The sequence below is a fragment of the Qipengyuania pacifica genome, from assembly GCF_019857205.1.
Taxonomy (GTDB): Bacteria; Pseudomonadota; Alphaproteobacteria; order Sphingomonadales; family Sphingomonadaceae; genus Qipengyuania; species Qipengyuania pacifica.
In genome coordinates, this window is the sequence record NZ_JAHWXO010000003.1 from 255,664 (window position 1) to 281,230 (window position 25,567).

General features: G+C 61.0%; 26 protein-coding genes. 21 read left to right on the forward strand and 5 right to left on the reverse strand.

Annotation, left to right across the window (positions count from 1 at the left end):
* Positions 1 to 3: 3 nt before the first annotated feature.
* Positions 4 to 531, reverse strand: coding sequence for a GNAT family N-acetyltransferase (locus tag KYK83_RS06570; protein ID WP_222827633.1), 528 nt, complete (start codon positions 529 to 531; stop codon positions 4 to 6).
* Between the two features lie 50 nt (positions 532 to 581).
* A complete protein-coding gene (locus KYK83_RS06575) occupies positions 582 to 1,769 on the reverse strand; it encodes a PQQ-dependent sugar dehydrogenase (protein WP_222827634.1) in 1,188 nt (395 codons plus the stop codon).
* On the opposite strand from KYK83_RS06575, the gene rnhB reads away from it, so the two are divergent.
* From rnhB to KYK83_RS06595, 4 genes are all read left to right on the forward strand, one after another.
* Positions 1,768 to 2,394 (forward strand): ribonuclease HII, encoded by a 627-nt coding sequence (gene rnhB / locus KYK83_RS06580; protein WP_222827635.1) that lies wholly within the window; start codon positions 1,768 to 1,770, stop codon positions 2,392 to 2,394. The two genes, KYK83_RS06575 and rnhB, sit on opposite strands and share 2 nt — an antisense overlap.
* Positions 2,395 to 2,604: 210 nt before the next feature.
* Positions 2,605 to 3,744: a site-specific DNA-methyltransferase gene (locus KYK83_RS06585; protein ID WP_222827636.1), complete on the forward strand. Its 1,140-nt coding sequence runs from the start codon at positions 2,605 to 2,607 to the stop codon at positions 3,742 to 3,744.
* Positions 3,745 to 3,843: 99 nt separating this feature from the next.
* Positions 3,844 to 4,833: a GGDEF domain-containing protein gene (locus KYK83_RS06590; protein ID WP_196846585.1), complete on the forward strand. Its 990-nt coding sequence runs from the start codon at positions 3,844 to 3,846 to the stop codon at positions 4,831 to 4,833.
* Positions 4,834 to 4,966: 133 nt separating this feature from the next.
* Complete coding sequence (locus KYK83_RS06595; protein ID WP_248284299.1) at positions 4,967 to 6,289, forward strand: chloride channel protein; 1,323 nt, start codon at positions 4,967 to 4,969, stop codon at positions 6,287 to 6,289.
* 145 nt (positions 6,290 to 6,434) lie between these two features.
* Here the strand turns inward: KYK83_RS06595 and KYK83_RS06600 are convergent, their stop codons facing one another.
* A complete protein-coding gene (locus KYK83_RS06600) occupies positions 6,435 to 9,485 on the reverse strand; it encodes a pre-peptidase C-terminal domain-containing protein (protein WP_222827637.1) in 3,051 nt (1,016 codons plus the stop codon).
* Positions 9,486 to 9,705: 220 nt separating this feature from the next.
* Here KYK83_RS06600 and KYK83_RS06605 point away from each other — a divergent pair, with 220 nt between their 5' ends.
* Together KYK83_RS06605 and folP are read left to right on the forward strand one after the other, a co-directional pair.
* Positions 9,706 to 10,017, forward strand: a complete 312-nt coding sequence (locus KYK83_RS06605) for a hypothetical protein (RefSeq protein ID WP_222827638.1) — start codon at positions 9,706 to 9,708, stop codon at positions 10,015 to 10,017.
* A 263-nt stretch (positions 10,018 to 10,280) separates the two neighbouring features.
* Positions 10,281 to 11,396, forward strand: a complete 1,116-nt coding sequence (gene folP / locus KYK83_RS06610; protein WP_222827639.1) for a dihydropteroate synthase — start codon at positions 10,281 to 10,283, stop codon at positions 11,394 to 11,396.
* A gap of 20 nt (positions 11,397 to 11,416) precedes the next feature.
* Here the strand turns inward: folP and KYK83_RS06615 are convergent, their stop codons facing one another.
* A complete protein-coding gene (locus tag KYK83_RS06615) occupies positions 11,417 to 12,835 on the reverse strand; it encodes a sigma-54-dependent transcriptional regulator (RefSeq protein ID WP_103022658.1) in 1,419 nt (472 codons plus the stop codon).
* 186 nt (positions 12,836 to 13,021) lie between these two features.
* Between KYK83_RS06615 and KYK83_RS06620 the strand changes: the two genes are divergently transcribed.
* The 14 genes from KYK83_RS06620 (at position 13,022) to KYK83_RS06685 (ending at position 25,035) form a co-directional block, all read left to right on the forward strand.
* The gene (locus KYK83_RS06620) at positions 13,022 to 13,147 is read left to right on the forward strand and encodes an aa3-type cytochrome c oxidase subunit IV (protein ID WP_196846581.1); all 126 of its coding nucleotides are present in this window, start codon (positions 13,022 to 13,024) and stop codon (positions 13,145 to 13,147) included.
* Between the two features lie 4 nt (positions 13,148 to 13,151).
* Positions 13,152 to 14,279 carry a Re/Si-specific NAD(P)(+) transhydrogenase subunit alpha gene (locus KYK83_RS06625; protein ID WP_222827640.1) on the forward strand — a complete coding sequence of 376 codons (1,128 nt, stop codon included), beginning with the start codon at positions 13,152 to 13,154 and terminating at the stop codon, positions 14,277 to 14,279.
* A gap of 86 nt (positions 14,280 to 14,365) precedes the next feature.
* Complete coding sequence (locus KYK83_RS06630; protein WP_222827641.1) at positions 14,366 to 14,950, forward strand: fasciclin domain-containing protein; 585 nt, start codon at positions 14,366 to 14,368, stop codon at positions 14,948 to 14,950.
* Positions 14,951 to 15,075: 125 nt separating this feature from the next.
* The gene (locus KYK83_RS06635; RefSeq protein ID WP_006833497.1) at positions 15,076 to 15,360 is read left to right on the forward strand and encodes an NAD(P) transhydrogenase subunit alpha part 2; all 285 of its coding nucleotides are present in this window, start codon (positions 15,076 to 15,078) and stop codon (positions 15,358 to 15,360) included.
* Positions 15,360 to 16,895 (forward strand): NAD(P)(+) transhydrogenase (Re/Si-specific) subunit beta, encoded by a 1,536-nt coding sequence (locus tag KYK83_RS06640; RefSeq protein WP_222827642.1) that lies wholly within the window; start codon positions 15,360 to 15,362, stop codon positions 16,893 to 16,895. The genes KYK83_RS06635 and KYK83_RS06640 overlap by 1 nt, the downstream gene beginning before the upstream one ends.
* Position 16,896: 1 nt before the next feature.
* Positions 16,897 to 17,241: a hypothetical protein gene (locus tag KYK83_RS06645; RefSeq protein WP_221597771.1), complete on the forward strand. Its 345-nt coding sequence runs from the start codon at positions 16,897 to 16,899 to the stop codon at positions 17,239 to 17,241.
* A 53-nt stretch (positions 17,242 to 17,294) separates the two neighbouring features.
* Positions 17,295 to 18,488 (forward strand): parallel beta-helix domain-containing protein, encoded by a 1,194-nt coding sequence (locus KYK83_RS06650; RefSeq protein ID WP_222827643.1) that lies wholly within the window; start codon positions 17,295 to 17,297, stop codon positions 18,486 to 18,488.
* Positions 18,485 to 19,513 carry an SO2930 family diheme c-type cytochrome gene (locus KYK83_RS06655; protein WP_222827644.1) on the forward strand — a complete coding sequence of 343 codons (1,029 nt, stop codon included), beginning with the start codon at positions 18,485 to 18,487 and terminating at the stop codon, positions 19,511 to 19,513. Before KYK83_RS06650 ends, KYK83_RS06655 begins: the two co-directional genes overlap by 4 nt.
* Positions 19,514 to 19,684: 171 nt before the next feature.
* Positions 19,685 to 20,374 carry an aspartate/glutamate racemase family protein gene (locus KYK83_RS06660; protein WP_103022664.1) on the forward strand — a complete coding sequence of 230 codons (690 nt, stop codon included), beginning with the start codon at positions 19,685 to 19,687 and terminating at the stop codon, positions 20,372 to 20,374.
* Between the two features lie 114 nt (positions 20,375 to 20,488).
* Positions 20,489 to 21,649, forward strand: coding sequence for a deoxyguanosinetriphosphate triphosphohydrolase (locus KYK83_RS06665; protein ID WP_222827645.1), 1,161 nt, complete (start codon positions 20,489 to 20,491; stop codon positions 21,647 to 21,649).
* Positions 21,642 to 22,343, forward strand: a complete 702-nt coding sequence (locus tag KYK83_RS06670; protein ID WP_222827646.1) for an NAD(P)H-binding protein — start codon at positions 21,642 to 21,644, stop codon at positions 22,341 to 22,343. The genes KYK83_RS06665 and KYK83_RS06670 overlap by 8 nt, the downstream gene beginning before the upstream one ends.
* 18 nt (positions 22,344 to 22,361) lie before the next feature.
* Positions 22,362 to 22,811, forward strand: coding sequence for an ABA4-like family protein (locus KYK83_RS06675; protein ID WP_222827647.1), 450 nt, complete (start codon positions 22,362 to 22,364; stop codon positions 22,809 to 22,811).
* Between the two features lie 71 nt (positions 22,812 to 22,882).
* Positions 22,883 to 24,433 (forward strand): fatty acid--CoA ligase, encoded by a 1,551-nt coding sequence (locus KYK83_RS06680; RefSeq protein ID WP_222827648.1) that lies wholly within the window; start codon positions 22,883 to 22,885, stop codon positions 24,431 to 24,433.
* Entirely contained in the window at positions 24,430 to 25,035 is a 606-nt protein-coding gene (locus tag KYK83_RS06685; RefSeq protein WP_222827649.1) for a DUF938 domain-containing protein, read from the forward strand. The genes KYK83_RS06680 and KYK83_RS06685 overlap by 4 nt, the downstream gene beginning before the upstream one ends.
* A gap of 47 nt (positions 25,036 to 25,082) precedes the next feature.
* Here KYK83_RS06685 and KYK83_RS17405 read toward each other — a convergent pair whose 3' ends face one another.
* Positions 25,083 to 25,211, reverse strand: a complete 129-nt coding sequence (locus KYK83_RS17405) for a hypothetical protein (RefSeq protein ID WP_255407954.1) — start codon at positions 25,209 to 25,211, stop codon at positions 25,083 to 25,085.
* Between the two features lie 116 nt (positions 25,212 to 25,327).
* Here KYK83_RS17405 and KYK83_RS06690 point away from each other — a divergent pair, with 116 nt between their 5' ends.
* On the forward strand, positions 25,328 to 25,558 hold the full coding sequence (locus KYK83_RS06690) for a hypothetical protein (RefSeq protein WP_222827650.1): 231 nt from the start codon (positions 25,328 to 25,330) through the stop codon (positions 25,556 to 25,558).
* Positions 25,559 to 25,567 lie beyond the last annotated feature (9 nt).

The window sequence follows — 25,567 nt, forward strand, 5'->3', positions numbered from 1 at the left end:
CGACTAGTTCGCCAAGCTCCACGGGCCCAGCATTCCTTCTGCGGGCAGGATTGCCGGATTGCCGCTGCGCGCCAGCAAGCGGTGTTTTTCGAATGGACCCGGGCAGTGCCAGCCCTGCGTGTGCGTAGCGGTGAACTGCCAGCGATCGTAATAGTCGGGATCACCGATCATCACCTGGGGCAGGGGGGAGGCGCCATCTTCGAAACCCGCGTCGATCGCGCCGAGACTGGCGGCCATCAGCGCCTTGCCGAAACCTTCGCCCTGCCGTCCCGGCATGACTGCAACTGGACCCACCATGATCATCGGGTGCGCGCGTCCGCGCGGGTCCGTCAGCGCGACCGGCCAGAGCTGGATAGTACCGGCCAGATAATCGTCATCGTCGAGCGCGGCAAAGCTCAGCGCGTCAAGCCAGTCGGTCCCTTCGCGGATGCGATAGGCCGTGCGGGCATGCCGCCCTTCGCCGAAGGAGGCATCGAGCAATTCTTCGACCATCTGCGGGTCGATAGCGGAAAGGGGAACGAGCGTCGCCATAAGGGCGCGCCGATTAGGGCGCGCCGCAGGCCAAGTCGATCAAATTCGCCTTAGCCTGGTGTTAGTTTGAGCAGCCGCCCGCCTTCCTTGTCTTCGAGCACCCAGATCGCGCCGTCTGGACCCTGTACGATTTCACGCAGACGTTTTTCAAACGGTATGCGCTGCGTTTCGCGCGCGCTTTCACCGTCGATCGTCACGACGACGAGAGCGGAAGGCTTCATGGCCGCAATCACCGCCGCGCCCTTCCAACCTGCGAACTGATCACCGGAATAGAAGATGAAATCGCCCGGCGCGATTACCGGAGTCCAGTTGACTGCCGGCTTGATGAAATCGTCTCTCGTGGAATTGCGGGGTATCGGTTTGCCATCGTAGTGATCGCCGCCAGAGACCTCGGGCCAGCCGTAATTCCCGCCCGATTGCACGAGGTTCAATTCGTCACCGCCAGCGGGGCCGTGCTCCAGATCCCACAGGCGACCCTGGCCATCGAACTGCAGGCCGAGGATGTTGCGGTGTCCCCACGACCATAGCTGTGCGCTGATACCGCCTTCGCCAGCAAGCGGATTGCCTGCTGCAGTCGATCCGTCGAGGTTGAGGCGAACGATGGAGCCGAGATTATTCGACGTATCCTGTGCAGGCTGCATTTTCTGGCGGTCGCCGCTGGCTACGAAGAGGTAGCGTTCGTCCGGGCTGAAGGCGAGGCGGTGCGAATAGTGCCCGCGGCCCGTTACCTTCGGCGCCTGCCGCCAGATTACCTCCAGCCCCTCGATTGCACAGGCATTCGTCTGCGCGCATTCCAGAGTTCCACGGCCGACCACGGCCCCGCGCGTATCGCCTTCGCCCGCTTCGGCCCAGCTCAGATAGATCGTGCGGCGATCCAGGCTGCTCGAGGATTCGGACGGCAGGAAAGCTATGTCCCCAAGCCCGCCCTGGCCGCCATAATCAACCTCGGGCCCGCCTGTTACGGTCCCCTGCGTACCGTTTGCCGTATCTACGAATTTGATCGTGCCCCCACGTTCCGTAATGAACAGCGTATCGGTGCCTGGCGCAAATTCAGCCGCCCACGGCTCGTCGAAGGTGCCGTAGTCCTGCGCGTTCAGATCCTGGCCGCTGGATACGGAGATGGTTTCCGATGGCATGGGCGTTGATTGGGTCTGCGCGCTATCCCCGGAAGCAGCATTGCCGCAACTTGCGAGCAGAGCCATAGGCGATAGGGTGGCAGCAAGGACGAACTGGCGCATGTATCATTCAACTCCCGATTGTGGCCTCGGTGCTGCGCCGCTGATCGTCGGTGTGGACGAGGCGGGCCGCGGGCCGCTGGCAGGGCCGGTGGTGGCGGCCGCGGTGGTATTGTGCAACCCGGCACCTCCGGGTCTCGACGATTCTAAAAAGCTTTCGGCCAAGCGCCGTTCCCTGCTTGAGCCGCAAATTCGTACACGATGCGTCTGGGGGCTCGCCGTGGTCGAGCCCGAAGAGATCGACCGGATCAACATTTTCCAGGCCACCATGCTGGCGATGACGCTGGCGGTAAGCCGGCTGGTCGACGCCATGGGCTGCGAGCCGGAAGAGGTTTTGATCGATGGCAACATGACGCCGCACGGTCGCCATTCCGAATGGCGCTGGGCAGGGGCGCGGCCCATCGTGGGCGGGGATGGCAAGGAGAAGTGCATCGGCGCCGCCAGCATCCTCGCCAAGGAACATCGCGACCGTCTGATGCGCGAAGCCGCCGAAACCCACCCGCATTACGGCTGGGACCGCAATGCCGGATATGGCACGGCCGAACATATGGAAGCGCTGCGCATGCACGGGCCCACGCCGCTGCACCGTCGCAGCTTCGCCCCGGTGTCGCAGATGGCGCTGCTCTGACATCTGCCGTATCGGGCCAGATTGAGTCCTGCGTGCCACACCCCACAATATTGAGTCCGCATATTTCGCATGGACTCAATATCTTGTGACGGACACCTTCTGTTCTCTGTAAGAAACCCAACGTTAACCATCGTGGCTTAGGTTTTTCGTGCTTGACGCGGAGTCCGCTTGGACTCACCCTGTGGATAACTAAGGACAGGGACGAATACCATGGGGGTCATCGAGACCACGAAGAGTCGCGTAAAAGCGGCGGTTAAAATTGCGGATGTACCGAAGGAATTGCTGCCCTTGGGGCGCATCTTGAACGGTGACTGCGTGGAAGCGATGCGTTCGCTGCCCGATGCGTCCGTGGACCTCGTTTTTGCCGATCCGCCTTACAATCTCCAGCTGGGCGGCGATCTAAACCGGCCCGATGGCAGCCATGTCGATGCGGTGACCGATCACTGGGACCAGTTCGACAGCTTCAAGATCTACGACGATTTCACCCGCGACTGGCTGACGGAAGCCAAGCGCGTGCTCAAGCCCGATGGGGCGCTGTGGGTCATCGGCAGCTATCACAACATTTACCGTGTCGGCGCGATCCTGCAGGATCTGGGCTTCTGGATCCTCAACGACATCGTCTGGCGCAAGTCGAACCCCATGCCCAATTTCAAGGGCACCCGGTTCACCAATGCGCATGAAACGCTGCTGTGGTGCAGCCAGGGCGAAAAGGCCAAATACCACTTCAACTATCGCGCCATGAAGACGCTGAACGATGAATTGCAGATGCGCAGCGACTGGGTTCTGCCGATCTGCAATGGTGGGGAGCGGTTGAAGGAAGGCGGCCATAAGGTCCACCCGACCCAGAAACCCGAGGCATTGCTCTATCGTGTGCTGCTGTCGACGACCGAACGCGGCGACGTGGTGCTCGACCCGTTCTTCGGCACCGGCACTACCGGCGCCGTAGCCAAGCGTTTGGGGCGCGAATGGATCGGCTGCGAACGCGAAGCCAATTATCGCGATGCGGCCCTCAAGCGGATCGAGAAGGAACTCCCACTCGACGAAAGCGCGCTGACCACGATGCAGAGCGCGAAAGCCGCGCCGAAGGTCGCTTTCGGGGCACTGGTCGAAAACGGCTTCATCAAACCGGGCACGCAGGTGTTCGACAAGAAACGCCGCTGGGTCGCAAAGGTCCGCGCCGACGGCTCGCTGGCTTATGAAAAGCAGACCGGTAGCATCCACGGGCTGGGCAAAGACCTGCAAGGCGCACCCAGCTGCAATGGGTGGACCTTCTGGCATTATGAAAATGGCGGCGAGGTAAAGCCCATCGATGCGGCCCGTCAGCTGTATCTGCTGGCTGTGGAAGACTGACGCACGATCCGCGCGGTTTTTTGCAAGAATTTACCAATCGACTGTATTGCCGCACCCGGCCTCACGCAGGCCGGGCAGGCAAACTGTAATGGCAGGCAGATGAAACAGGACACTATCGGCAGCAAAGTCCTGGCGTTTCTCGCCGGCAATCTGCTCGATCCCACTCCGTTCAACTATCGCTTCGGCTATCTTTATCTCAACCGGACCAGCAAGGTGATCGTCGAGGAAACCGACACCTATATCGATAGCGGCATGCGTATGACGCAGGAAGCTGTCGCCGAAATCATGCAGAAATTCGCCCAGGCTTCGGAAGATCCGGCAGAACGGATCGCCGCACGTGACGAGGCGCTCGACTTATTTCTCGACGCCGCAGGTGAACTGGCGCGTGAAACGCAGCGTCAGGCGGGCGACGTGGGCCGCGACATTGCCGAGGAAAGCCAGGTGATCCGCGAAGGGGCAGAAGGCGAAGATCTGACCAGCGCAATCGGTCGCATCGTCGATCGGGCGGCCCAGGCCGAACGCGAACTGGCCAATTCATCCAACCGGATCGACAGGCTGCAGCGCGATCTCGAAGAAGCGCGCAACAAGGCGCTGGTCGATGAACTGACCGGCATCGCCAACCGCCGCGCGGCCCGGACGACCATCCAGGATCTCGAAACGCGCAAGGTTCGCTATTGCATCGCGATCATCGATGTCGATCATTTCAAGTCGATCAACGACACCTATGGCCATACGGTCGGCGACCGGGCCCTGAAACTGGTCGCGACCGCGCTGGAGGAATCGCTCGCGCCCTGGCCGGTGGCTCGCTGGGGCGGGGAGGAATTCCTGGTGATCGCCGAAATCCCCGACCCTGCGAGGATGGTCGAAAAGGTGCAGGCTGCCAAGGATGACCTGGCCTTTCGCAAACTGAGGCTGCGCGAAACCGACGAGCCGATGAATCCGATCACCTTCTCTGCCGGCGTGGCGGGCTGCTCGAGCACCAGCGAGCAAACCCTGCGGCGCGCCGACAATGCATTGTACAAGGCGAAGCAAAGCGGCCGCAACACAGTACTGATCGCGCCGGAGACAGGACGCGTAGGAGACGCTTGACGGTGGCTCGGGAACAAGACTTTCGGCATCCTACAATAACTGGCTAGACCGCACGACTGCACATCGACGGCGTTGAAGGCACAGCGCGGGGCCCGCTGGACTAATTGCGTCGCCGCCCATAGAGAGCGCTTCGATGGCGCTCATTCCCCGCAGACCCCGGTTTCTGACAGGCAAGATGCCGCAGGAACTGGTTGGTGCGGACGATTGGCACAGGCGCATCGCCATGCTGGTTTCGGCGATACTGATCGGCCTGGCCGCGCTGCTCTTTGCCAAACTGGGCGATGGCGCGCAGGCAATGTTCGCCTCGCTGCGCCGTGATTACGTCTATCTTCCGCTGGTCCTGACCCCGCTGACGTTCCTGCTCGTGTCTGTGCTGACCCGTCGTTTCGCCCGTGAGGCGCGCGGTTCCGGAATACCGCAGGTCATGGCCGCCAGCCGCCAACCGATGGGGCGTATCGCTCGCGCATTGCTTTCCTTGCGCGCTGCACTGGCAAAGATCGTCCTGACAGTCGTTGCATTGCTGGGCGGCGCATCGGTCGGGCGCGAAGGGCCGACGGTGCAGCTGGCCGGTGCGATAATGGTACAGGTCCATCGGCTGTTTCGCCTGCGCGTGACGCCCGGCGTGGTGATCGCGGGCGGTGCTGCCGGCGTTGCGGCCGCGTTCAATACCCCGCTGGCCGGAATCGCCTTCGCGATCGAGGAACTGGCCGTCGCCTACGAACAACGCGTTGCGGTCCTCGTCATGGGCGCGGTCATGATCGCCGGGCTCACGGCGCAGGGGCTGGCGGGCGACTACATCTACTTCGGCGAACTGGAGGGCAGCCTTCCGATCACCACGGTGCTGGTCGCTGCGCCGCTTGCAGGCCTGCTAGGCGGGCTTTTGGGAGGATTGTTCTCTCGTCTTTTCCTGATGCTGCGCGGCCCGGATGGGCGTTGGGCTGCCTTGCTCGACCGCAGGCCGATGATCACCGCGCTAGTCTGTGGCATCGTAGTAGGATTGCTGATCTTCGTCACCGATGGGGATGCAGCCGGAACAGGCTATGAGCCGACGACCGCTCTGCTCGAGGGGCGAGAGGGCGACTTCTGGTTCGGCCCGGCCAAGTTCTTCGCTGCGCTGGCGACCAGTGCGAGCGGAATTCCGGGCGGGATTTTCGCGCCCTCGCTGGCGGCGGGTGCCGGGTTCGGACAGTGGCTCACCCCGCTTTTCCCAAGCGAACAGGCGGGGCTGATCGTGCTGCTCGGCATGGCGGGATATTTCACCGGCGTGGTCCGCGCACCTCTGACGGCGGTGATCATTCTTGGCGAAGCGACCGGCAGCAGCCATGTCATCCTGCCGCTTTTCGCCACTGCACTGATCGGAGACTGGGCCGGCAGCATGGTGTGCCGCGAAAAACTCTACATCGTCCTCGCACGCGGCTTCCTGCCGCAGCAACCGCGCGAAGATCGACCAGACTGACCCGCTGTGTTCGAGCGCTTCCGCGCGCTACGACGTGCGGCATGATCCAGTTGAACGCCTCGAGTGCAGCCTTGTCGTCCAGATGACGGGCAAGAAAAAAGCCCCGGTCCAGTGGACCGGGGCTTTCTTGTAGGTTTGGCCGGATTTACCCTGCCGGAGCGACAGTCGACCAGACGATGTCGTTCGCATCCGTGTTCTCGAACAGGGCCACGAAGTTTCCATCGACCGAAAGAAGCGTGCTGTTACCGACTTGTTCGAACACCACGTCGGCATCTACGGTGTTGAACAGTTCGACCGTATCGCCCGCTTCGTAATCGCGAACCAGGTTGAACCCGTTGCCGACATCGTCGCCGTTGAAGGCGAAAACATCGTCACCATTGCCCCCGAACAGGGTGTTGGATCCTGCGCCCCCGTAGAGGTAGTCATTGCCGGCATTGCCGCGCAGTTCGTCGTTTCCGGCACCCCCGAACAACTGGTCGTCGCCTCCACGGCCAAAGAGGATATCGTTCCCGTTGCCACCGGTCAGGATGTCGCGACCTTGTCCGCCGTCCAGCCGGTCGTTGCCTTCGCCGCCGTCAAGGGTATCGGCACCGGCACCGCCTTCGATGGTGTCATCGCCCGCACCGCCGGAGATGATATCGTCACCGCCGTTGCCGTTGATGACGTCGTCGCCGTCGCCACCATCGATGGTGTCGTTACCGTTCCTGGCTTCGATGAGATCATCGCCTGCGCCGCCGTAGACGATATTGTCCCCCTGACCGGTGATGATGACATCGTCGCCACCAAGGCCGTCGAGGATGTTGCTGTTGTTGTCACCCACCAGCACGTCGTTGAACTGGCTGCCCTGAAGGCCTTCGATGCTGCGATAGGTGTCGCCTTCCGAATTGGTACCATTCAAGAGCGAGGCGGTTACGCCGGTTTCGGACTGGATATAGCTCGCAATGTCCGTACCCCTTCCGCCATCGAGCAGATCGGAGCCGCCGCGTCCGATGAGCACGTCATCGCCGCCGTTGCCATACAGTTCGTTGTTAAGGCCGTTGCCCAGCAGTGTGTCGTTGCCGCTGCCGCCTTCCGCATTCTCGATTTCGACGCCACGGGCGATAGTGATGCCCCCGAAAACACCGTCGACATAGGAGACGACGCCGCCGCCGGTCGGGGTGTAGTCGATCGTTGCCGCCAGCAGATCGATCTGCGCATTGCGCTGACCGCTATACTTGATCGTATCGTTGCCGCCGGTGTCCCAGATGGTCTCGTAATATGTGCCTTCGACGTTTTCGTCTTCGAGGACATAGACGTCATCGCCCGTCGCATGCGGATTGATGATGCCATAGCGTTCCTGAAGAACGGCTATATCGAATGCACTGAGTGTACCCGACCAGCCGTGTCCGATCCCGTCCAGGGTGAAGGGAGATGGGCCGTTCGGTCCGGTATCGAACGCGTCGTTATACGACATCACCGTATAAACGCCCTGGTTGAGGTCGAAGATGCCGTAAGATCCAGACGGGCCGGTCACGCCGACCATAACGTCCGATCCGCCGCCGGTATCGTGGGGATGGGCCACACCATGAGCGTGGCCGAATTCATGCAGCACTACTGCGAAGGCATAGCCACCCTGTTGCAGGGCCTCTTGGCCGGGAAGGTTCCAGCCGCCGCTCAGGACATTGAATACGCCGACACCCTGGGCATCGCCATAAGCCGGATCCTGCGGGAAGAAATAGGCCCCGTATTCCGCAGATTCAGTTTTGAGCAGACGGAACGTCGCTTCGTCGGCGTCTTCGGTAATCCGGTATTCGTATCCCAGGATATTCTCATATTCGCCGAGCGCCGACATGACCTGATCGACTTCGTAATCGTTCCAGTCGATGGTCACCATGGGGCCACCGTCGTCACCGGTCTGATTGAAGTTCTCGTCGGAATCGCCGAAGTAGACGTAGACTACCCCGTCTTCATTCGGAGTGATATTCTCGGCATTGACCCAATTGAGGGAATCGAGCGGATCCAGATCTGCAAGGGCAGTTTGCTGTGCCGTGATCGAATACCCGCCGGTCTGCCCGCCGTAAGCCACCACATCGATGTAGTAGGTGCCACCTTCTTGCGCGAGGAAGCTGGCCCTCGAACTGATATCGTTGGGGAAGTTGATGTCATCATTGGACGCGACCACATTGCCGTCGGCATCGTAAATGGTGATGATCGTGTCCAGTTCGCCCGCTGGCACATTCAGATAGCTGGTGTTGTAATCTGCACCGCCTGTCAGCTCGAAGCTGTAGATCTGACCTGCCTGGGCTTCGAACGTGTATGTGTCGATCTCGCCGAAGCCGGCTACCGGACCCGTCCCCGAATCGATGAAGCCATAGGTAATGCCATCGGTCGAGATGGTGACCGCGCCATCGAAGGTATCGGGCACTTCGTCAGTCGCGGCCTGCTGAACGACGTCGACAGTATAGCTGCCGGTAGCAGTCTGACCGGGATTGGCAAAGCCTGCCACCCCTATGGTGTATTGGCCCGTATACTCGGCGGTGAAGGTCAGCAGGGAATTGACGCCTGCGCCGCCATCATCGTCCGAATTAACAAGGATGCCTTCATTGTCCAACAGCGCCAGGAACGTATCGGGAAGCGGGTTGTCGCCCGCTCCGTACAGGCTGATCATGTAGGTCTGGCCTGCGACAACATCGATGGAGATGAAGTCGACCTCTCCTTCGACGGCGATGTCTCCATCGGTGGAACTGACTATTTCAGCTGCGATGGGATTGGCGCCACTCGCGGCGGCGGTCGATCCGGAAGCGATCGACGGAGCAGAGCGAGCTTCCGAAAAATCGGCGAACAAGTCCGCACCCGGCTTGCTCTCATGCTCATGCGATCCCCCTTCGAGGGGATGAAAATGCTCGCTCAGATAATAGTATTTATCGAGCAAGTCCGAAGAAGACATGGATGGTGAGAACATGGAAGCGGCAGCGACAGTATTACCAACCGCGCCATTTGAACTGCCGCCTCCGGCGTTTGCGCCATTGCCACTCGCGATATCCAGGAGCAGCGGACGGAACTGCGCGGAAATAGCGGAAGGCGACGTCGATGAAAGCTGAGCGGACGTCTGCGCGGAATGTGAAGAAGGAGTGTAGCCTGATCGGACGGTATTAAATCCAAGGTAGTCGTGATCGAAGGCTTGCCGCCCGAATAAATTCTCGAGGCCAATACGCATATGATACTCCCCTTTTTCCGCTGATAATATTGAATCCAAGCACGATTCGCGCTATTTCTGCGAAGGGTCAGCATCCACTATCATTCAAGGATGGCAACAGATTCTTAATAATATTTTTCTTGAGACACGATGGACCGTGCTTTTATTCGCATCAGTCGCGTCGTCGGCTTGCGCACAACCAACGCCGCAGCAAATCGCGAAAACAGACGCGGGACAGGACATGGAAAAAAGCAACACAGAAAAAGTTAAAGCGGCAATGGCGGCCAGTGCCGGGCAGAAGGGCGCGGACATCGGGGCGGTGGATTCAGGGGAAGATGATCAAGGCGTTGCAGACCTCCCGTTCTCTAGGGGCAAGACCTTCACATCGCTCGATGAATATCTCGCTCACCTCAAGGAAGGTGGCGCGGTCGATCTGCCATGGTGGCGTGAAATCCAACCTGGCGTATACGAATATGTCACGAACAAGACCGATGCTGAACGCAAAACAGCCACACGCGAAGAACTGATGGAGCGGTTCGGATTCGCACGCTGATTTTCACCTAATCGTGCTGTCTTCTGTGGCTTGCTCGACATTCCCGTGAAGGGTTGGCTTTTCGCCTGAGACTGGAAATTTGCCACAACGCGCTATTGCTTCCGGGTCTGTCCTACTCACGCATTGCAGGCTAGACCTTGCGGAATGAACCTCTTCGGCATTCCGCTTGGCGTATTTCGCACCCACCCAATTCGAAGATCTTTTTTAGCTCCTGAACGGTGTAACACCCGGTCCATGTCTCAGGTTTTGAGGGACAAAGCTGAATGAGTGACACTGTCTATATCCGGCCCGTCGGCCTCGTGTCAGGTCCGCAGAGTGAGCATGGCAATGCGATCCGGCTTGCGGGCAGCATGGTGTATGCCAGTCGCTTTGCCGTCATTCTGCGCCGCGATGGCGTTGTGGCGGAGCGCTGGCTGGCAGCTCCCGATAGCATGGCCGAAATCTTGGGTCGGTTGCCCGACGAGTGTGCGGCGGAGGCGGAAACGCAGTGGTCCAATCTCGCGCTTGTGCAGCCGCCCCTGGAGCTTGGCGCACGAACGATCCGGCTCGACCAGCCGCAGGTTATGGGCATCCTCAACGCGACACCCGACAGTTTCAGTGACGGGGGCCGGTTCCTCGATGACCGCGAGGCGGGGCGCGATCACGCGGCCACTATGGTCGAGGCGGGCGCTGCGATCATCGATATCGGCGGCGAAAGTACCCGCCCGGGTGCAAAGGCCCTTTGGGAAGGGGACGAGATTGACCGCATTGTGCCGGCCATCGAAGCCTGTGTCGGCATGGGCGCCGCGGTCAGCATCGATACGCGCAAGGCTGCCGTGATGGAGGCGGCGCTGGCGGCGGGCGCGCATCTGGTCAACGACGTGTCCGGCCTCGCGTATGATCCGCGCAGCGCGGAGGTCGTGGCTCAGGCCGGTTGTCCGGTCGTCCTTATGCACGCGCCGGGTGCGGGCGGGGACGATCTTCACCACGGCGGGGAATATTTCAACGTCGTCTTCGACGTGTTCGACGCCCTGCGCGAGCGACGCGATGCGGCGCTGTCGGCGGGGATCGAGGCCCGCAACATCCTGCTCGATCCGGGTATCGGCTTCGGCAAGAGCCTGGCGGACAATCTCGCCTTGATGAACGCGTTGCCCCTGTTCCACGCGCTCGGGCACCCGCTCCTGCTCGGCGCCAGCCGCAAGCGAATGATCGGTGCACTTTCGAACGAGGCAGAGGCTGGCGAACGACTTGGCGGCAGCGTCGCGCTGGCGGTGAAAGGCATGGATGCAGGCGTTCAGATCATGCGCGTGCACGACGTCGCCGAAACGGTCCAGGCGCGCAATGTATGGCGGGGCCTGCGCGATGCGGCGCTGACCGATTTCGCCGACCTGCCCGGCTGATCGCTTCTCTTACGAGTCGATCAGGCGGCGTCGTCGATCCCGAGTTCGGCGAGTTTGCGATACAATGTCGAGCGGCCGATGCCGAGCCTGCGAGCCACCTCGGTCATGCGCCCGCGATAATGGCCGATGGCGAGACGGATGATATCGGCCTCGATCTCTTCCAGTGGCCTGACATGTCCGTCTTCGGTGTACAGCAGGACACCCAGGCCCCGGGCCCGGCTCTCGCCGCGGTCGGCCTTGTCGCCGATCAGGGCGGCCAGCTTCTGGAAACTGTGCGCGGTCAGGGCTTCGCGCTGTTCGAACACGCAGGCCCGGAACAGCACAGCCTGAAACTGGCGGATGTTTCCCGGCCAGTCATAGGCTTCGAGCAGGCTGAGCGCGCTGTCTGCGATAGAATGATGTTTGAGGCCGGGCCGCTCACCGATGAGGCTGAGGAAGTACCTGGTCAGCGCCGGTATGTCGCCCAGCCGTTCGCGCAGCGCCGGCAAGCGGATGCGCGTGGCAGAAAGCTGCTCGAACAGTTCCTTGGAAAACTCGCCATTCGCCGTCAGCTTGTCGAGCGGAAGCGTTGAGGTGGCAAAGATACGCAGATCGATCTTGAAGCCATGGGAGGCGCCCGTCGGGCGAACGATACCGCTGGCAAGCACGCCGGCAAGCCGTTGTTGCTGGTCTGCGGGGAGGCGATCGACATCGACCAGGATCAGTGTTCCGCCATCGCAATATTCGATAAGCCCGGTCTGGCGGTCGAACGCGCCCGCAAAGGCTCCCTTTTCGTGTCCGAACAGCAGCGATTCGAGCGATGCGGGAGGCATTCCTCCGCAATGGACCACGCGCATGATCGCCTTGGCCCGGGTACTGGCGGCATGCATTGCCCGCGTCAGCATGTCCTTGCCGGTGCCGCGCTCGCCCTCGACCAGCACATGGGCGTGGCCGCGCGAAGCAGTGGCTGCCTTGGCCAGCGCGGTACGGAACGGTGCCGCCGAACCGACCATGGCATCGAAATCGACCGGGTGCGGCAGTTTCTCTGCCAGGGGTTGAAGCTCGGCGTCGGGTAGTTCGGAATGATCCGCCCTGTCGAGCGCCTGCAGCAGGCGATTGGGGCCGAGCGGTTTGACCAGAAAATCGGTCGCGCCCGCCCGCATGGCCTCAACCGCGAACAACGGTGAATTATCGGCCGTCAGCGCCAGAAGCGGCGTATCGGGGCGCGCATCGCGCAATTCGCGGATCAGGTCGCGCGGCGCATTTCCGTCGGTCCATTTGTCGAACAGTATTGCGTGGACCTGATCAGATTCCGGAGACGCCAGCATTTCGAGCGCTTCTTCGCCACTCGTGAAACTGACGACGCGCCAGCCTGCGCGTGCGGCGAGGGTTGCGACGAGCCGGTTCTGCGCCGGTTCGTCGTTGATCAGCATCAGCAGGCGTGGTTCCTGTGTTGCCATCTTGGTTCGCAATGCTCCCTCGGTCCCCGGACATGGTACATATCCGTTCGCATATGTCTTACGCGCGGCGGGTTAATTGCCAATTAAGGCTGTTCCAAGCGGTATTTGGCAACAGCGGGGTTGAGCAGCGCGCACCACCGCGATAGATCGACTTCAATATCAAACTCCATGATGGGAATACGAAAGATGGACTCCGCCAACGACATGAAGGCGCACAGCAGGACTTACGGCTCCTTTATCGGTACGCTCAAATGGTCCGTGCCGCTGATTGCCCTGATTGCCCTGTTCGTCGTCATCCTGATTTCAGACTAGGCGCATGGCGCTACGCATCGCGGTGATGAAAGAACGCGCTCCCGGTGAAAGCCGGGTGGCGCTGACACCCGAAACGGCGAAGAAGTTCGCTGCGCTCGGGGCCACTGTCGCAATCGAACAAGGTGCCGGGTTCGGCGCCTCGATCACCGACGATGCGTATCGCGAGGCGGGGGCTGAAGTCGGCACCTCGGCCGATGTTATCAGCGGGGCCGATATCGTCCTCGGCGTTCAGGCCCCCGATCCGACGCAGCTAACGGGTGTGAAACCCGGTGCGTGGGTTGCAGCGACGTTCGATCCGTTCCGTAATGGCGAGCTGGTTGCGGCCTATGCTGGGGCGGGGCTGGAAGCCTTGAGCATGGAATTCATGCCGCGCATCACTCGTGCGCAGAGCATGGACGTTTTGTCGAGCCAGTCGAACCTCGCCGGATACAAGGCAGTGCTTACTGCCGCGAATACCTATGGCCGTGCATTTCCTATGATGATGACCGCTGCCGGTACCGTTCAGGCGGCCAAGGTTTTCGTAATGGGTGTGGGGGTGGCCGGTTTGCAGGCAATCGCTACGGCGAAGCGGCTCGGCGCACAGGTAAGTGCAACCGACGTACGCTCCGCGACCAGGGAGCAGATTCAATCGCTGGGGGCGAAACCGATCTTCGTCGAAAATGTCGCCGGTATCGAGGGCGAAGGCTCGGGCGGTTATGCCACCGAGATGAGCGAAGAATACCAGAAAGCTCAGGCCGAACTGGTTTCCGCACACATCGCGAAGCAGGACATCGTCATTACGACTGCCCTTATCCCGGGCAGGCCTGCGCCGCGATTGATCTCGGACGGACAGATCGCCAGCATGAAACCGGGCAGCGTGATCTTCGATCTCGCCGTGGCGCAGGGCGGCAATGTGGAAGGTTCGGTGCCTGACCAGACGGTAGAGAAGCACGGTGTGAAAATCGTTGGCTACGCGAACACCGCCAATCATCTCGCTGCTGATGCCTCGGCGTTATTCGCGCGCAACCTCTACAATTTCCTCTCCGCTTTCTGGGACAAGGAGACGGGACGTCCCGTGCTGGACGAAGAAATCGGCGATGCCGTTCGGCTGACAAAAGACAACAAGGTCGTGAACTCCAGACTGGCAGGCTGAGCTTCCCGCGACTCCTTCAAAATAAAAGTGCATCCGATCTGCACATGGCCGCGTAACTGTTCCTGTAGAAACAGGAGCATCCCACTATGAACTATCCAAAGAAATTCGCCTTCGCCGCTCTCGCAGCGATGAGCGTCGCCACGGCCGGCTGCATGAGCATGGGCGATAACATGGCGATGGACGAACAGGTGGCTTACGTGGACGGTGCGGCAATGTACCCCACGATGAACATCATCGAAAACGCGGTAAATTCGCCAATTCACACGACATTGGTCGCTGCAGTAAAGCAGGCGCAGTTGGTCGATACGCTTTCCGGGCCCGGACCGTTCACCGTATTCGCACCCACCGACGAAGCCTTCTCGCGCGTTCCTCAATCCATGCTCAATTCGCTCATGATGGACAGCAATCGTGCTGCCTTGCAGAAGGTGCTGACCTATCATGTCGTACCCGGACGCATCACGGCTGCCGATCTCATGCAGCGGATCCGCGCTGGTAACGGCACGGCAACGCTGACCACGGTCGAAGGGGAGCCGCTCACCTTCACCATGCAGGGCGGAAATGTGATGATCAAAGGTATGAACAACAGTTCGGCTACGGTGACGCAAGCCGACGTCATGCAGTCGAACGGCGTGATCCACGTGGTCAACGGTGTGCTGACACCCTCGATGTAATTTGACCTGTATCGAATAGCGGGGCCGCGGATGCATCGAGCATTCGCGGCCCATTTCGTTTGGCGCTCGACTTGCCATGCCCTGCTTGCAATAAGGCAGGGACAAAGAGGGAAGGGGACGTCGCCTTGGATTTCATAAGCATCCTGTCGATCTTCGTGCTGGCATGCTTCGTCGGCTATTACGTCGTCTGGTCGGTCACGCCCGCGCTGCACACGCCCCTGATGGCGGTGACCAATGCGATCTCTTCGGTCATTATCGTCGGTGCGCTGATCGCGGCGGCGGCGGCCGACGTGCCGGGGGCTAAATGGCTGGGGCTGCTCGGCATCGTGCTCGCCAGCGTCAATATCTTCGGCGGCTTCGCGGTAACGGCCAGAATGCTGGCGATGTACAAGAAGAAGGAGAAGAAGTGATGCGCCACCTTCTCCTAGCCACACCCTTTGCGCTACTCGCGACCCCCGCAGCCGCCTCGACTGGCGAGCCGGTGAACCCTTGGGTAGCGCTGGCTTACCTCATTTCGGGTGTGTTCTTCATCCTCGCCCTGCGCGGCCTGTCGTCGCCCGCAACGAGCCGGACGGCCAATCGCTTCGGCATGGTCGGCATGCTGATCGCCGTAGTGACGACACTGGTGACGCATGTCCCGGGATTGACGATAGTTGTCTACGACGATGGACCGACCCAAACCTGGTTCGAGCTGGATTGGGCTACGACTAGTCAAATCCTGATCGCCATCGCGATTGGTGCTGCGATTGGTCTCGTGACGGCGCGCCGCATCGCTATGACTGCGATGCCGGAACTGGTCGCGGCATTTCATTCGCTCGTCGGTCTTGCCGCAGTGCTGGTGGGCTGGGCGGCCTATCTCAACCCTGGTGCGTTCGGCTTACTGACCGAAGCTGGAATTGCGGCGGTGTCCAAGGTCGAGATGGGCCTCGGCATTGCCATCGGGGCGATCACGTTCTCGGGATCGGTTATCGCCTTTGCCAAGCTCAGCGGAAAGATGAGCGGTTCGCCAATCCTGCTGCCCGCGCGGCACGTAATCAACCTTGGGGTCTTGGCTGCGATCATCGTGCTCACCGCGCTTTTCGCCATGGCAGGGCCCGACGAGACACCGCCGCTGATCGTTGCGCTGACCGTGCTCGCTTTCGTCATCGGCTTCCTGCTGATCATTCCCATCGGCGGGGCGGACATGCCGGTCGTGGTCTCGATGCTGAACTCCTACTCGGGCTGGGCGGCGGCGGCGATGGGCTTTACGCTTGGCAATACGGCGATGATCATCACCGGCGCGCTGGTCGGCAGCTCGGGTGCGATCCTCAGCTACATCATGTGCCGGGCGATGAACCGCAGCTTCATTTCGGTAATCGCAGGCGGGTTCGGAGCGGATGACGGCGGCGGCGCTTCCGGCGAGCCGCGCGAACAGCGCCCGTACAAGCAGGGCAGTGCGGCCGACGCCGCCTTCATGCTGGAACAGGCGGAAAAGGTCATCATCATCCCGGGTTACGGCATGGCGGTTGCGCAGGCACAGCACGCGCTGCGCGAAATGACCGACGTGCTGGAGGAAAAGGGCGTCGAGGTGAAGTTCGCTATCCATCCCGTCGCCGGCCGCATGCCGGGTCACATGAACGTGCTGCTGGCCGAAGCCAGCGTTGATTACGACAAGGTGTTCGAACTGGAGGACATCAATACCGAATTTGCGCAGGCCGATGTGGCTTTCATCATCGGGGCCAACGACGTGGTCAATCCGGCGGCCAAGACCGACAAATCTTCGCCCATCTATGGCATGCCCGTGTTCGACGTGGACAAGGCCAAGCAGGTCTTCTTCATCAAGCGGTCGATGGGCGGCGTCGGCTATGCCGGGGTCGATAACGATGTGTTCTACATGGATCAGACGATGATGCTGCTGTCCGATGCCAAGAAGATGGTCGAAGAAATCGTGAAGGCGCTCGACTGACATGAAACGGGTCGCGATTATTCTTGCGGTTCTGGTTATCGCCGGGCTGATCCTGTGGGCCACCGTTGGCGGCGGCTTCCAGGGCTCGGTGGAAGATAGGCTCGAGGATGAAATGGTGGCTGCCGGACTGCCCCAGCCCATGGCAGAGTGCATGGCAGGCCGCATGGCGGACCGGCTTTCGATCGGCCAGCTGCGCAAGCTCGAAAGCCTCCGGCCCGAGGAAGGCGAAGCGGATATTCCGCTGAACATCGCCGAATTTCTCGAGCGGGTACGCCGCGTGGACGACCCCGAAGTGCTGGAAGTTTCCGCCACGTCCGCTGCCATATGCGCCTTCGGGGCCGGCTGAGACGCTTGCAATCGTTCGACCTTGCGCCACAATGCGTTGCAAGGGAGAGACTCATGACCATCAGACTGCCGCTTGCCGCTGCATTGCTCGCCTGTGCAATGCCCGCATTCGCCGCGACGCATAATGTCGCCCCGGGCGAAGACGCTCAGAAGGCCTTGCAGGAGGCGCTCATCCTTGCAGAGCCCGGTGACGAGATCGTCCTTGCGGCGGGCCGCTATACCGTCACCGATGGCCTCAGCCTCGATGTCGACAATGTCACGGTCCGCGGTGCGGGAATGGACGGCACGGTTCTCGATTTCACCGGCCAGCAGGGTTCGGGCGAAGGGCTGCTGGTCACCAGCGACAACGTAACCATGCGCGATTTCGCGCTGGAGAACCCCAAGGGCGACGGTATCAAGTCCAAGGGCGCCGACAACATCGTCTATCACCGCATTCGCGTCACATGGACGCGCGGCCCGCACGCGGAAAACGGGGCCTACGGGATTTATCCCGTCGAAAGCACCGGGGTGTTGATCGACGGCGTGAAGGTCACCGGGGCATCCGATGCCGGCATCTATGTGGGCCAATCGAACGGCATCACGGTGCGCAATTCGATCGCCGAAGCAAATGTTGCCGGGATCGAGATCGAGAACAGCCGCAATGCCCTGGTCGAACATAACGTCGCGACGCGCAACACCGGCGGCATTCTGGTGTTCGACCTGCCGGCGCTACCGGTCATGGGCGGCGGCAATGTAATCGTGGCCAACAATCTCGTGGTCGCGAACGACACGCCCAATTTCGCCCCTCCCGGCAATATCGTCGCGAGCGTGCGCCGGGGCACCGGCATCCTGATCATGGCCAATGACAAGGTCCTTATCGAGAACAACATCCTTTCGAGAAATCCGACCGCTCCGATCATAGTCATCGCTTATACCCAGAGTTTCGACGACGAGCGGTACAATCCGCTTCCGCGAGATGTCGTGATCGGCGAAAACCTCTATGACGGCGGCGGTTACGACCCCCAGCTCGACGGGGCGGAGATGTTGCTCGGCGCGTTCGGGGGCGAGTTGCCGCCGGTGCTGTGGGATGGGCTTGGCTCCGTGACTGCGGTCGAGGATACCTCCGGCTGGAGCCTCAATCTCACCGAAGTGGGCAAGGGGCTCGATGCGGCAAGGCCCGGGCCGTTGACCGTTGCAGCGCCGACTGGCGAATTCGACAGAAACGGCATTGGCGCGCCCGCCGAACTGGACGACCGGCTGGGGGCATGAAACCGGCTGTCGCCCTGCTCGCGAGCGCATGCTTGGCGCTGGCCGGGTCCGTTGCGGTGCGGGCGGAACTTCTCCAGCCGGCAAACGCGCGCGCACAGGTGAACGATGTGGCGGTGCTGCAGGGTTTGCCGCAGAACTTGTCCGACTTCGGCTTCTTCGAAAACCAGACTGAACAGCAACCGGGGCAGGGGGTCACGCCTTACCGGCTCAATACACCCCTGTATTCGGACGGCGCCGAAAAATTGCGTTTCGTCTATCTGCCCGGTGGCGCGGCGATGAAAGCGCAAGGCGAGGGACTGCTCGACATTCCGGTAGGAGGGGCGCTGATCAAGACATTCGCATTCGATCAGAATGGCGGGCGCCGCCTGATCGAAACGCGTGTGCTGCTGCATCGCGCGGATGGCTGGCTGGCACTGCCTTACGTCTGGAATGACGAACAGACCGAGGCGCGGCTGGCCATTGCAGGTGCGCGTGTCGATGTCACCACACCGGGCGGGGAGGCTATCAGCTACCGCGTTCCGAATAAGAACCAGTGCAAGGAATGCCATGGCCTCGGGGGTGCGGTTACGCCGATCGGACCCAAGGCGCGAAACCTGTCGCGCGAATGGCTCGGCAAAATGGTCGCCTCGGCCCATCTCGATGCGGTTCCGGATGGATCGGACCAGTTGCCGATCTGGGAAATGCGCCAGAGCGCGGATCTGGCCGATGCCGCGCGTGGCTATCTGGACGTCAATTGCGCGCATTGCCATCAGCCCAATGCGACAGCTTCCAACAGCGGGCTGGACCTGCGTTGGGAACAGAAGTCACCCGATGCGATCGGGATCGGCAAACGCCCGGTTGCCGCCGGTCGCGGGGCTGGCGGCCACATGTTCGATATCGTGCCGGGTTCGCCTGACACATCCATCCTGACCTATCGCATGGCCAGCGCCGAGCCCGGTGTTGCGATGCCCGAGCTTGGCAAATCCACAGTCGATGACGACGGGCTGGATATTGTACGACGCTGGATCGCACAGATGAGACCGTGATGCGTGCACGCTCGTCTGCTGGCGGGAATACCTCGTTTTGGGCCTTCTTGGGCACACTGGCGCAGAAGCATGGAAAAGCGATGGAACCGCCTCTGGCGCAACCCGTTCTAACCCCCTGATACGTGGGCAAACTGCGATCAGGTTGATTTCAGGGCGGAAAAGGACGGACGGTTGCGGAAACTCGGCATTATCGGGGGCATGAGTTGGATTTCCACTCGGGCATATTACGAACGGATCAATAAAATCGTGCAGAAGAAGGCGCCGCCGATGGCGAGCCCTCCGATGCTGATCGAAAGTCTGGACTATGCGCCAATCGCGGCGGCCAAGAACGCCGACGATTGGGACAGCATCGCCTCGACGCTGGTAGAATCTGCCCGGCGGCTGGAAGCTGGCGGAGCCGAAGGGCTCGTCATGGCTGCCAATACGATGCACAAGGTCTATGATCGCCTGACCGAAGCCGTCTCCATTCCGGTGCTCCACATCGCCGATTGCGTTGGCAAGGCGATGGAGGAAGACGACTGCAAGAATGCCGCGCTTCTGGGTACCCGCTTCGTGATGACGGAAAGCTTCTATCGCCAGCGTCTCGTTTCGCATGGCGTGGACCTGCTCGCGCCCGATCAGGGTGATGTCGAACTCGTCGACGGGATCATTTACAAGGAACTCATGCTCGGCCGGGTCACACGCGATGCCGAACGCGCGCTCAAGACCATCATTACGATGAAGGAAAAAGAAGGGGCGGAAGCCATCGTGCTCGCCTGCACCGAACTCGAACTCGTCGTCGATACCGACGCCAACGTACTCCCGGTCTACAATTCCACCGATATTCACTGCCGGGCTGCGGCCGATTGGATTCTGTCCTGACCTGATCCGAACGACGAACCCGGCCTCTGCGCCGCACAACCTGCCGAAAATCCGCCGGGTTCGCTTTTCGTTCACGTTGTCGCCCCCCTGCCGCTGACCTAAGCGTCGCCGCGCATGCACACAGCACCCTACGCATCCGATCCCGCCGCAAGTCGCGGGCGCGAGTTTCCCGAGGAACGAGCAGGTTCGCGCGGCCCCCGCAGCGAATTCCAGCGTGACCGCGACCGGATTGTCCATTCCATCGCATTCCGGCGCCTGCGATCGAAGACGCAGGTCTTCATCGCACCGGATGGTGACCACTACCGCACCCGCCTGACACACAGTCTGGAAGTGGCCCAAGTCGGTCGGGTAATCGCACGCGAACTGGGCCTTAACGAAGATCTGACGGAGGCGCTTTGTCTCGGGCATGATATCGGACATCCGCCGTTCGGACATGCAGGCGAAAAGGCGCTCGAACAGGCGATGGTCCATGCGGGCGGTTATGATCACAATGCTCAGGGCCTGCGCACCCTTGCCCGGCTCGAAGGTCCCTATTGCGACCATGATGGCTTGAACCTGACGTGGGAAACGCTTGAAGGTCTGGCCAAGCACAACGGCCCCGTGGCGGCTCCCAGCTGGGCGCTTGCTGAAATCGATCAGGCCTTTTCGCTCGAACTGTCGACCTGGCCCTCGCTCGAAGCGCAGGTCGCCGCTGTTGCGGACGATATCGCCTATGACAATCACGACATAGACGATGGTCTGCGCGCAGGTTTCCTCTCGCTCGACGATCTGCTCTCGCTCGACTGGCTTGCCGATCAATGGCGCGAAGTCGAACGGCGGTTTCCTCACGCCCCGCGCGATCGCCAGCAGCGCGAGCTCGTCAGGACGCAGATCGGGTTGATGGTAAACGACGTGATCACGCAAACCCGCGCGCAGACCAGCGGGATCATGAGTGTCGACGAAGTGCGCGCAGCAGGGCGCCAACTGGCCACTTTCACTCCGGCGATGCGCGAGCACGAGCGCAGGCTCAAGCGGTTCATGTACGATCGGCTGTATTATCACGATGAACAGATCGCGACGGCTGAACATGCGCGGGACGTTATTGCGCGCCTGTTTGCAGCCTACCATCAGGATGAGACCAATCTGCCTTCACCGTGGCTTGCATCGCTGCCGAAACAGGAACCGGAGCGCAGCCGCCATATCGCCGATTTCATCGCCGGTATGACCGATCGCTACGCCATCGATCAGTGTCGGCGCATTTACGGTCGTGCCCCTGAGGGACTGAGCAATGTCTGATACGATCCGCATCGCGTTGATCGGCGCAACGGGGCTGATCGGCACGACGGTTATCGGTCAATGCATCGGGCGCGAGGATGTTCGCCTGACGGGCATTGCGCGGCGCGAAATGAAGTTGCCTCGCGGTATTCGCATGGAACTTTTCGTCGCTGAACCTGCCAAGTGGGGCGAAGTAATCGAGGCGATACGGCCCACGGCTCTGATTTGTGCGCTGGGTACGACGTGGAAGAAAGCTGGCGAGGAAGAAACGGCGTTCCGCGCCGTCGATCATGATCTGGTTCTGGAAACTGCGCAGGCTGCGAAGAAACTGGATGTAGAACGTTTCATCCATGTCAGCTCTGCAGGCGCAGATCCAATGTCGAGCAAGTTCTATCTGAAAGTGAAGGGTGAGGTCGAACGGGAACTGACCAAGATGCGTTTCGGCCGCTTGGACATACTGCGGCCCGGACTTCTGGTCGGAAAGCGCGAAGGCGATCGCCGTCCAGCGGAACGGTTTGGTATCGCGGCGGCGCCTTTGGGCAACCTCCTGCTGCACGGCAGCTACCGTCGGTTCCGCGCAATCAGGTCCGATAGTGTCGCCCAGGCTGCGCTTGCGCTTGCAAAGCGGGCGGCGAGGGGCCGTTTCGTCCATGACAATGACGGCATACTGCGCGCAGCGAAGACGTTACCGCAGATCGAACACGAAGCGAGTTAGAGCCTAAGGAGATCCGGCATGTGGGATACGGTTTTCAGCACTGCGAACCTGCTCGCCATGGCCATGTGGGCAGGATTGATACTGCTTCCGCGCTGGCCGGCATTGCTGGCTGCTGTCCTTTACGCAGGGGTCGGCCTGTTAAGCTTTGCGTATCTCGTCGGGCTCGTGGGCATCCTTACTGGAACGTTCGATCCGGGTGGCTCAAGCGGCTCGGCCGGCTTTTCGACGATCGAAGGCGTACGCGCGATTTTCGCCAGCGATGGAGGTGTGACCATCGGGTGGATACATTACCTCGCCTTCGACCTCTTCGCCGGCTTGTGGATCGCGCGCGATGCCGACGCGAAGAACTTCTCCCGGCTTGTCCAGGCACCGATCCTGGTGGCCACCTTCATGGCCGGGCCGGTGGGGCTGTTTCTATGGCTCGTAATTCGGGAAAAACGCGCCCGGTCGGCCGGTCGCTGGAAGTGACGCGAAACAGGTTGCACGAAGCAACCGAGATGGCATGATGCTGCAAAAGCTGTCAAAAGCGGAGAGGCTTCATGACTGAAACGCAAAAGCTCACATTCGATGAGCTCATCCACCACTGGGCGCTTGAAAAACCGGATCAGGTTGCGCTCGAACAGGATGGCGATGCGCTGACCTTTTCTCAGCTCGAGGAGCGGTCGCGCAGAATTGTTTCCATGCTGCGAACGCACGGGCTGGCCAAGGGCGACAGGATTGCCTGGCTGGGCAAGAATGCGCGCCATTATTTCGAACTGTTCTATTCAGCTGCGCGCATGGGCGTGGTCATGGTCCCCATAGGCTGGCGACTTGCTGCACCGGAGATCGCCTATATCATCGAAGACACCGGGGCGCGGCTGCTGTTTACCGGGGAAGGGTTCGATGATCTTGCTGCCCTGGCTTGCAGCAAGATCGAAAGCCCACCCCAGGTAATCGATACGGTCGGCGCGCAGGCCGAAATTGCTTCTGCACCCGCCGACGATTTTACAGGAGCCGGGCCTCAGGACGCAGTCCTCCAGCTCTACACATCTGGCACCACAGGGAATCCCAAGGGCGCGGTCCTGACGAATGCCAATCTCTTTTCGCTACGCCAGCCAGCGGAAGAGGCGGCCCAACCATGGTCGAGCTGGGATGATGATGAAGCGATCCTCATCTGCATGCCATGCGCGCACATCGGCGGAACCGGTTTGGGGATCATGGCGCTGGCTGCCGGCATACGCGGAATTGTGCAGGCCGAATTCACACCCGATGGCGTGCTGGACGGGTTTGAACAGGGTATCACCAGGCTCTTCATCGTCCCGGCCGCGCTGCAGATGGTCGTTCACCATCCGCGCGCCAGGAACACCGATATGTCGGGGGTTAAATACGTCATGTATGGCGCGGCACCGATCCCCCTCGATCTGCTACGCGAAGCCGTCCAGACCATTCCGGATGCGGGCTTTTTGCAATGCTATGGCATGACGGAAACAACCGGCACGATCGCGATGCTGCCACCGGAGGACCATTGTCTCGAAGGCAACGAGCGCATGAAATCGGCGGGCAGGGCGGTCCCGGGAGCAGAGCTCAAGGTGGTGGGTGACGACGGCGAGGAACTACCCATCGGCGAGGTGGGCGAGCTGATCTGCAAAAGCCCCTCGAACATGGCTGGCTACTGGAACCTTCCAGACGCGACGACGGCGGCGCTCAAGGACGGCTGGATGCATACAGGGGATGCCGCCTATATGGACCGGGATGGCTATGTGTACATCCAGGACCGCATGAAGGACATGATCATATCGGGCGGCGAGAACGTCTATCCGGCGCAGGTGGAAAGCGCGATCTACGGTCATCCGGCGGTGGGAGAGGTCGCGGTGATCGGAGTGCCAGACGAAACCTGGGGCGAAGCGGTCAAGGCCTGTGTGGTGCCGAAGCCGGGCCAGGTGCTGGATCCCGACGACGTCATTGCCTTCACGCGCGAGCGACTGGCCGGTTTCAAGGTACCCAAGACCGTGGATCTCATTCCGGAAATGCCGCGCAATGCCAGCGGCAAGATCCTGCGGCGCGAGCTGCGGGCCCCTTACTGGCAAGGGCGGGACAGGCAGGTCAATTGAAACGTCATGCACCCGCTACGGCCCGCAACTCGGGACCGATTGCCGACGTGCTGGCGCAGGAACTGCCCGCCAGCGGACTGGTCCTCGAAATCGCCAGCGGCACGGGCGAACACGCCCTGTTCATGGCCAGCCGCTTTCCCGAACTGACCTGGCAGCCGAGCGATTTCGATCAGGAAGCGGTGGCCTCGATCGACGCGTGGGCCAGCGAAGCAAAGCTCGCCAACCTGCGGCCCGCAATCCAACTCGACGCATCCCATCCCCCCTGGCCTGTTGGAAATGCAGACGCCATCCTATGCGTGAATATGGTTCACATCAGCCCCTGGAGAGCGACAGAAGGCCTCTTTGCTGGAGCAAGCCGTATCCTGACCGGCAACGCCCCTCTGATCCTGTACGGCCCCTATATCGAGAACGATGTCGATACGGCGCCCTCGAACCTCGAATTCGACGCCAGCCTGAAAGCCCGTAACCACGAATGGGGCCTCCGGCAGATCTCAGACATGGATGATCTGGCACGCGCCGAACGCCTTCACCGTACCGCGCGGCACCCAATGCCCGCGAACAACCTTATGCTGGTCTACAGGCCCACTCCCCACCCCAAATGAAAACGCCCGCCAGTGGCGGGCGTTTTCGATGTGGGGTGGTCAGGCCTTTAGATTTCGTCGTCCACCGTGTTCGCAGCGGATTCGAGATCGTCACCGGCACCGCGAACGGTGTTGCAGGCTGCAGCGGTCAGCGTCATCGAAGTGATGCCGAGTGCAAGCAGGATTTTCTTGATCATGGTTCTTCCTTCCCGAAAAGGCGCCCTGATTGGGTTCCGGGTACAGAACGGGAGATGATGCAACCGGTTCCCGGGGCAATTGAACCTGAGCCGCAGCATATCCATATGCTCGCGCCATGGCCGAGCCCGACTTTCTTCTTTTTGCCAGCGATGCCGAACTCGCCGCGTTCTGGGGCGGTCTATTCCTGCTCATTGCATTGATCTGCATGTTGATGGAACGGCGCAGGTCCAGGCGCCGCGAAATCAACCGCGTCGGCTGGATGCCATGGACCGGGCTTTTCTTGGTTTTTGCCGTGTTCGGAGGTGGTCTGCTGGCACTATCCGTGCCGGTAATCTTGCGTGGATAGTGATCAGTA

Excerpts from the sequence above, each read along its gene's own strand:
- KYK83_RS06570 (WP_222827633.1), bottom strand. The coding sequence starts at position 531 with ATGGCGACGCTCGTTCCCCTTTCCGCTATCGACCCGCAGATGGTCGAA.
- rnhB (WP_222827635.1), top strand. The coding sequence starts at position 1,768 with ATGTATCATTCAACTCCCGATTGTGGCCTCGGTGCTGCGCCGCTGATC.
- KYK83_RS06575 (WP_222827634.1), bottom strand. The coding sequence starts at position 1,769 with ATGCGCCAGTTCGTCCTTGCTGCCACCCTATCGCCTATGGCTCTGCTC.
- KYK83_RS06585 (WP_222827636.1), top strand. The coding sequence starts at position 2,605 with ATGGGGGTCATCGAGACCACGAAGAGTCGCGTAAAAGCGGCGGTTAAA.
- KYK83_RS06590 (WP_196846585.1), top strand. The coding sequence starts at position 3,844 with ATGAAACAGGACACTATCGGCAGCAAAGTCCTGGCGTTTCTCGCCGGC.
- KYK83_RS06595 (WP_248284299.1), top strand. The coding sequence starts at position 4,967 with ATGGCGCTCATTCCCCGCAGACCCCGGTTTCTGACAGGCAAGATGCCG.
- KYK83_RS06600 (WP_222827637.1), bottom strand. The coding sequence starts at position 9,485 with ATGCGTATTGGCCTCGAGAATTTATTCGGGCGGCAAGCCTTCGATCAC.
- KYK83_RS06605 (WP_222827638.1), top strand. The coding sequence starts at position 9,706 with ATGGAAAAAAGCAACACAGAAAAAGTTAAAGCGGCAATGGCGGCCAGT.
- folP (WP_222827639.1), top strand. The coding sequence starts at position 10,281 with ATGAGTGACACTGTCTATATCCGGCCCGTCGGCCTCGTGTCAGGTCCG.
- KYK83_RS06615 (WP_103022658.1), bottom strand. The coding sequence starts at position 12,835 with ATGGCAACACAGGAACCACGCCTGCTGATGCTGATCAACGACGAACCG.
- KYK83_RS06620 (WP_196846581.1), top strand. The coding sequence starts at position 13,022 with ATGGACTCCGCCAACGACATGAAGGCGCACAGCAGGACTTACGGCTCC.
- KYK83_RS06625 (WP_222827640.1), top strand. The coding sequence starts at position 13,152 with ATGGCGCTACGCATCGCGGTGATGAAAGAACGCGCTCCCGGTGAAAGC.
- KYK83_RS06630 (WP_222827641.1), top strand. The coding sequence starts at position 14,366 with ATGAACTATCCAAAGAAATTCGCCTTCGCCGCTCTCGCAGCGATGAGC.
- KYK83_RS06640 (WP_222827642.1), top strand. The coding sequence starts at position 15,360 with ATGCGCCACCTTCTCCTAGCCACACCCTTTGCGCTACTCGCGACCCCC.
- KYK83_RS06645 (WP_221597771.1), top strand. The coding sequence starts at position 16,897 with ATGAAACGGGTCGCGATTATTCTTGCGGTTCTGGTTATCGCCGGGCTG.
- KYK83_RS06650 (WP_222827643.1), top strand. The coding sequence starts at position 17,295 with ATGACCATCAGACTGCCGCTTGCCGCTGCATTGCTCGCCTGTGCAATG.
- KYK83_RS06655 (WP_222827644.1), top strand. The coding sequence starts at position 18,485 with ATGAAACCGGCTGTCGCCCTGCTCGCGAGCGCATGCTTGGCGCTGGCC.
- KYK83_RS06665 (WP_222827645.1), top strand. The coding sequence starts at position 20,489 with ATGCACACAGCACCCTACGCATCCGATCCCGCCGCAAGTCGCGGGCGC.
- KYK83_RS06670 (WP_222827646.1), top strand. The coding sequence starts at position 21,642 with ATGTCTGATACGATCCGCATCGCGTTGATCGGCGCAACGGGGCTGATC.
- KYK83_RS06675 (WP_222827647.1), top strand. The coding sequence starts at position 22,362 with ATGTGGGATACGGTTTTCAGCACTGCGAACCTGCTCGCCATGGCCATG.
- KYK83_RS06680 (WP_222827648.1), top strand. The coding sequence starts at position 22,883 with ATGACTGAAACGCAAAAGCTCACATTCGATGAGCTCATCCACCACTGG.
- KYK83_RS17405 (WP_255407954.1), bottom strand. The coding sequence starts at position 25,211 with ATGATCAAGAAAATCCTGCTTGCACTCGGCATCACTTCGATGACGCTG.
- KYK83_RS06690 (WP_222827650.1), top strand. The coding sequence starts at position 25,328 with ATGGCCGAGCCCGACTTTCTTCTTTTTGCCAGCGATGCCGAACTCGCC.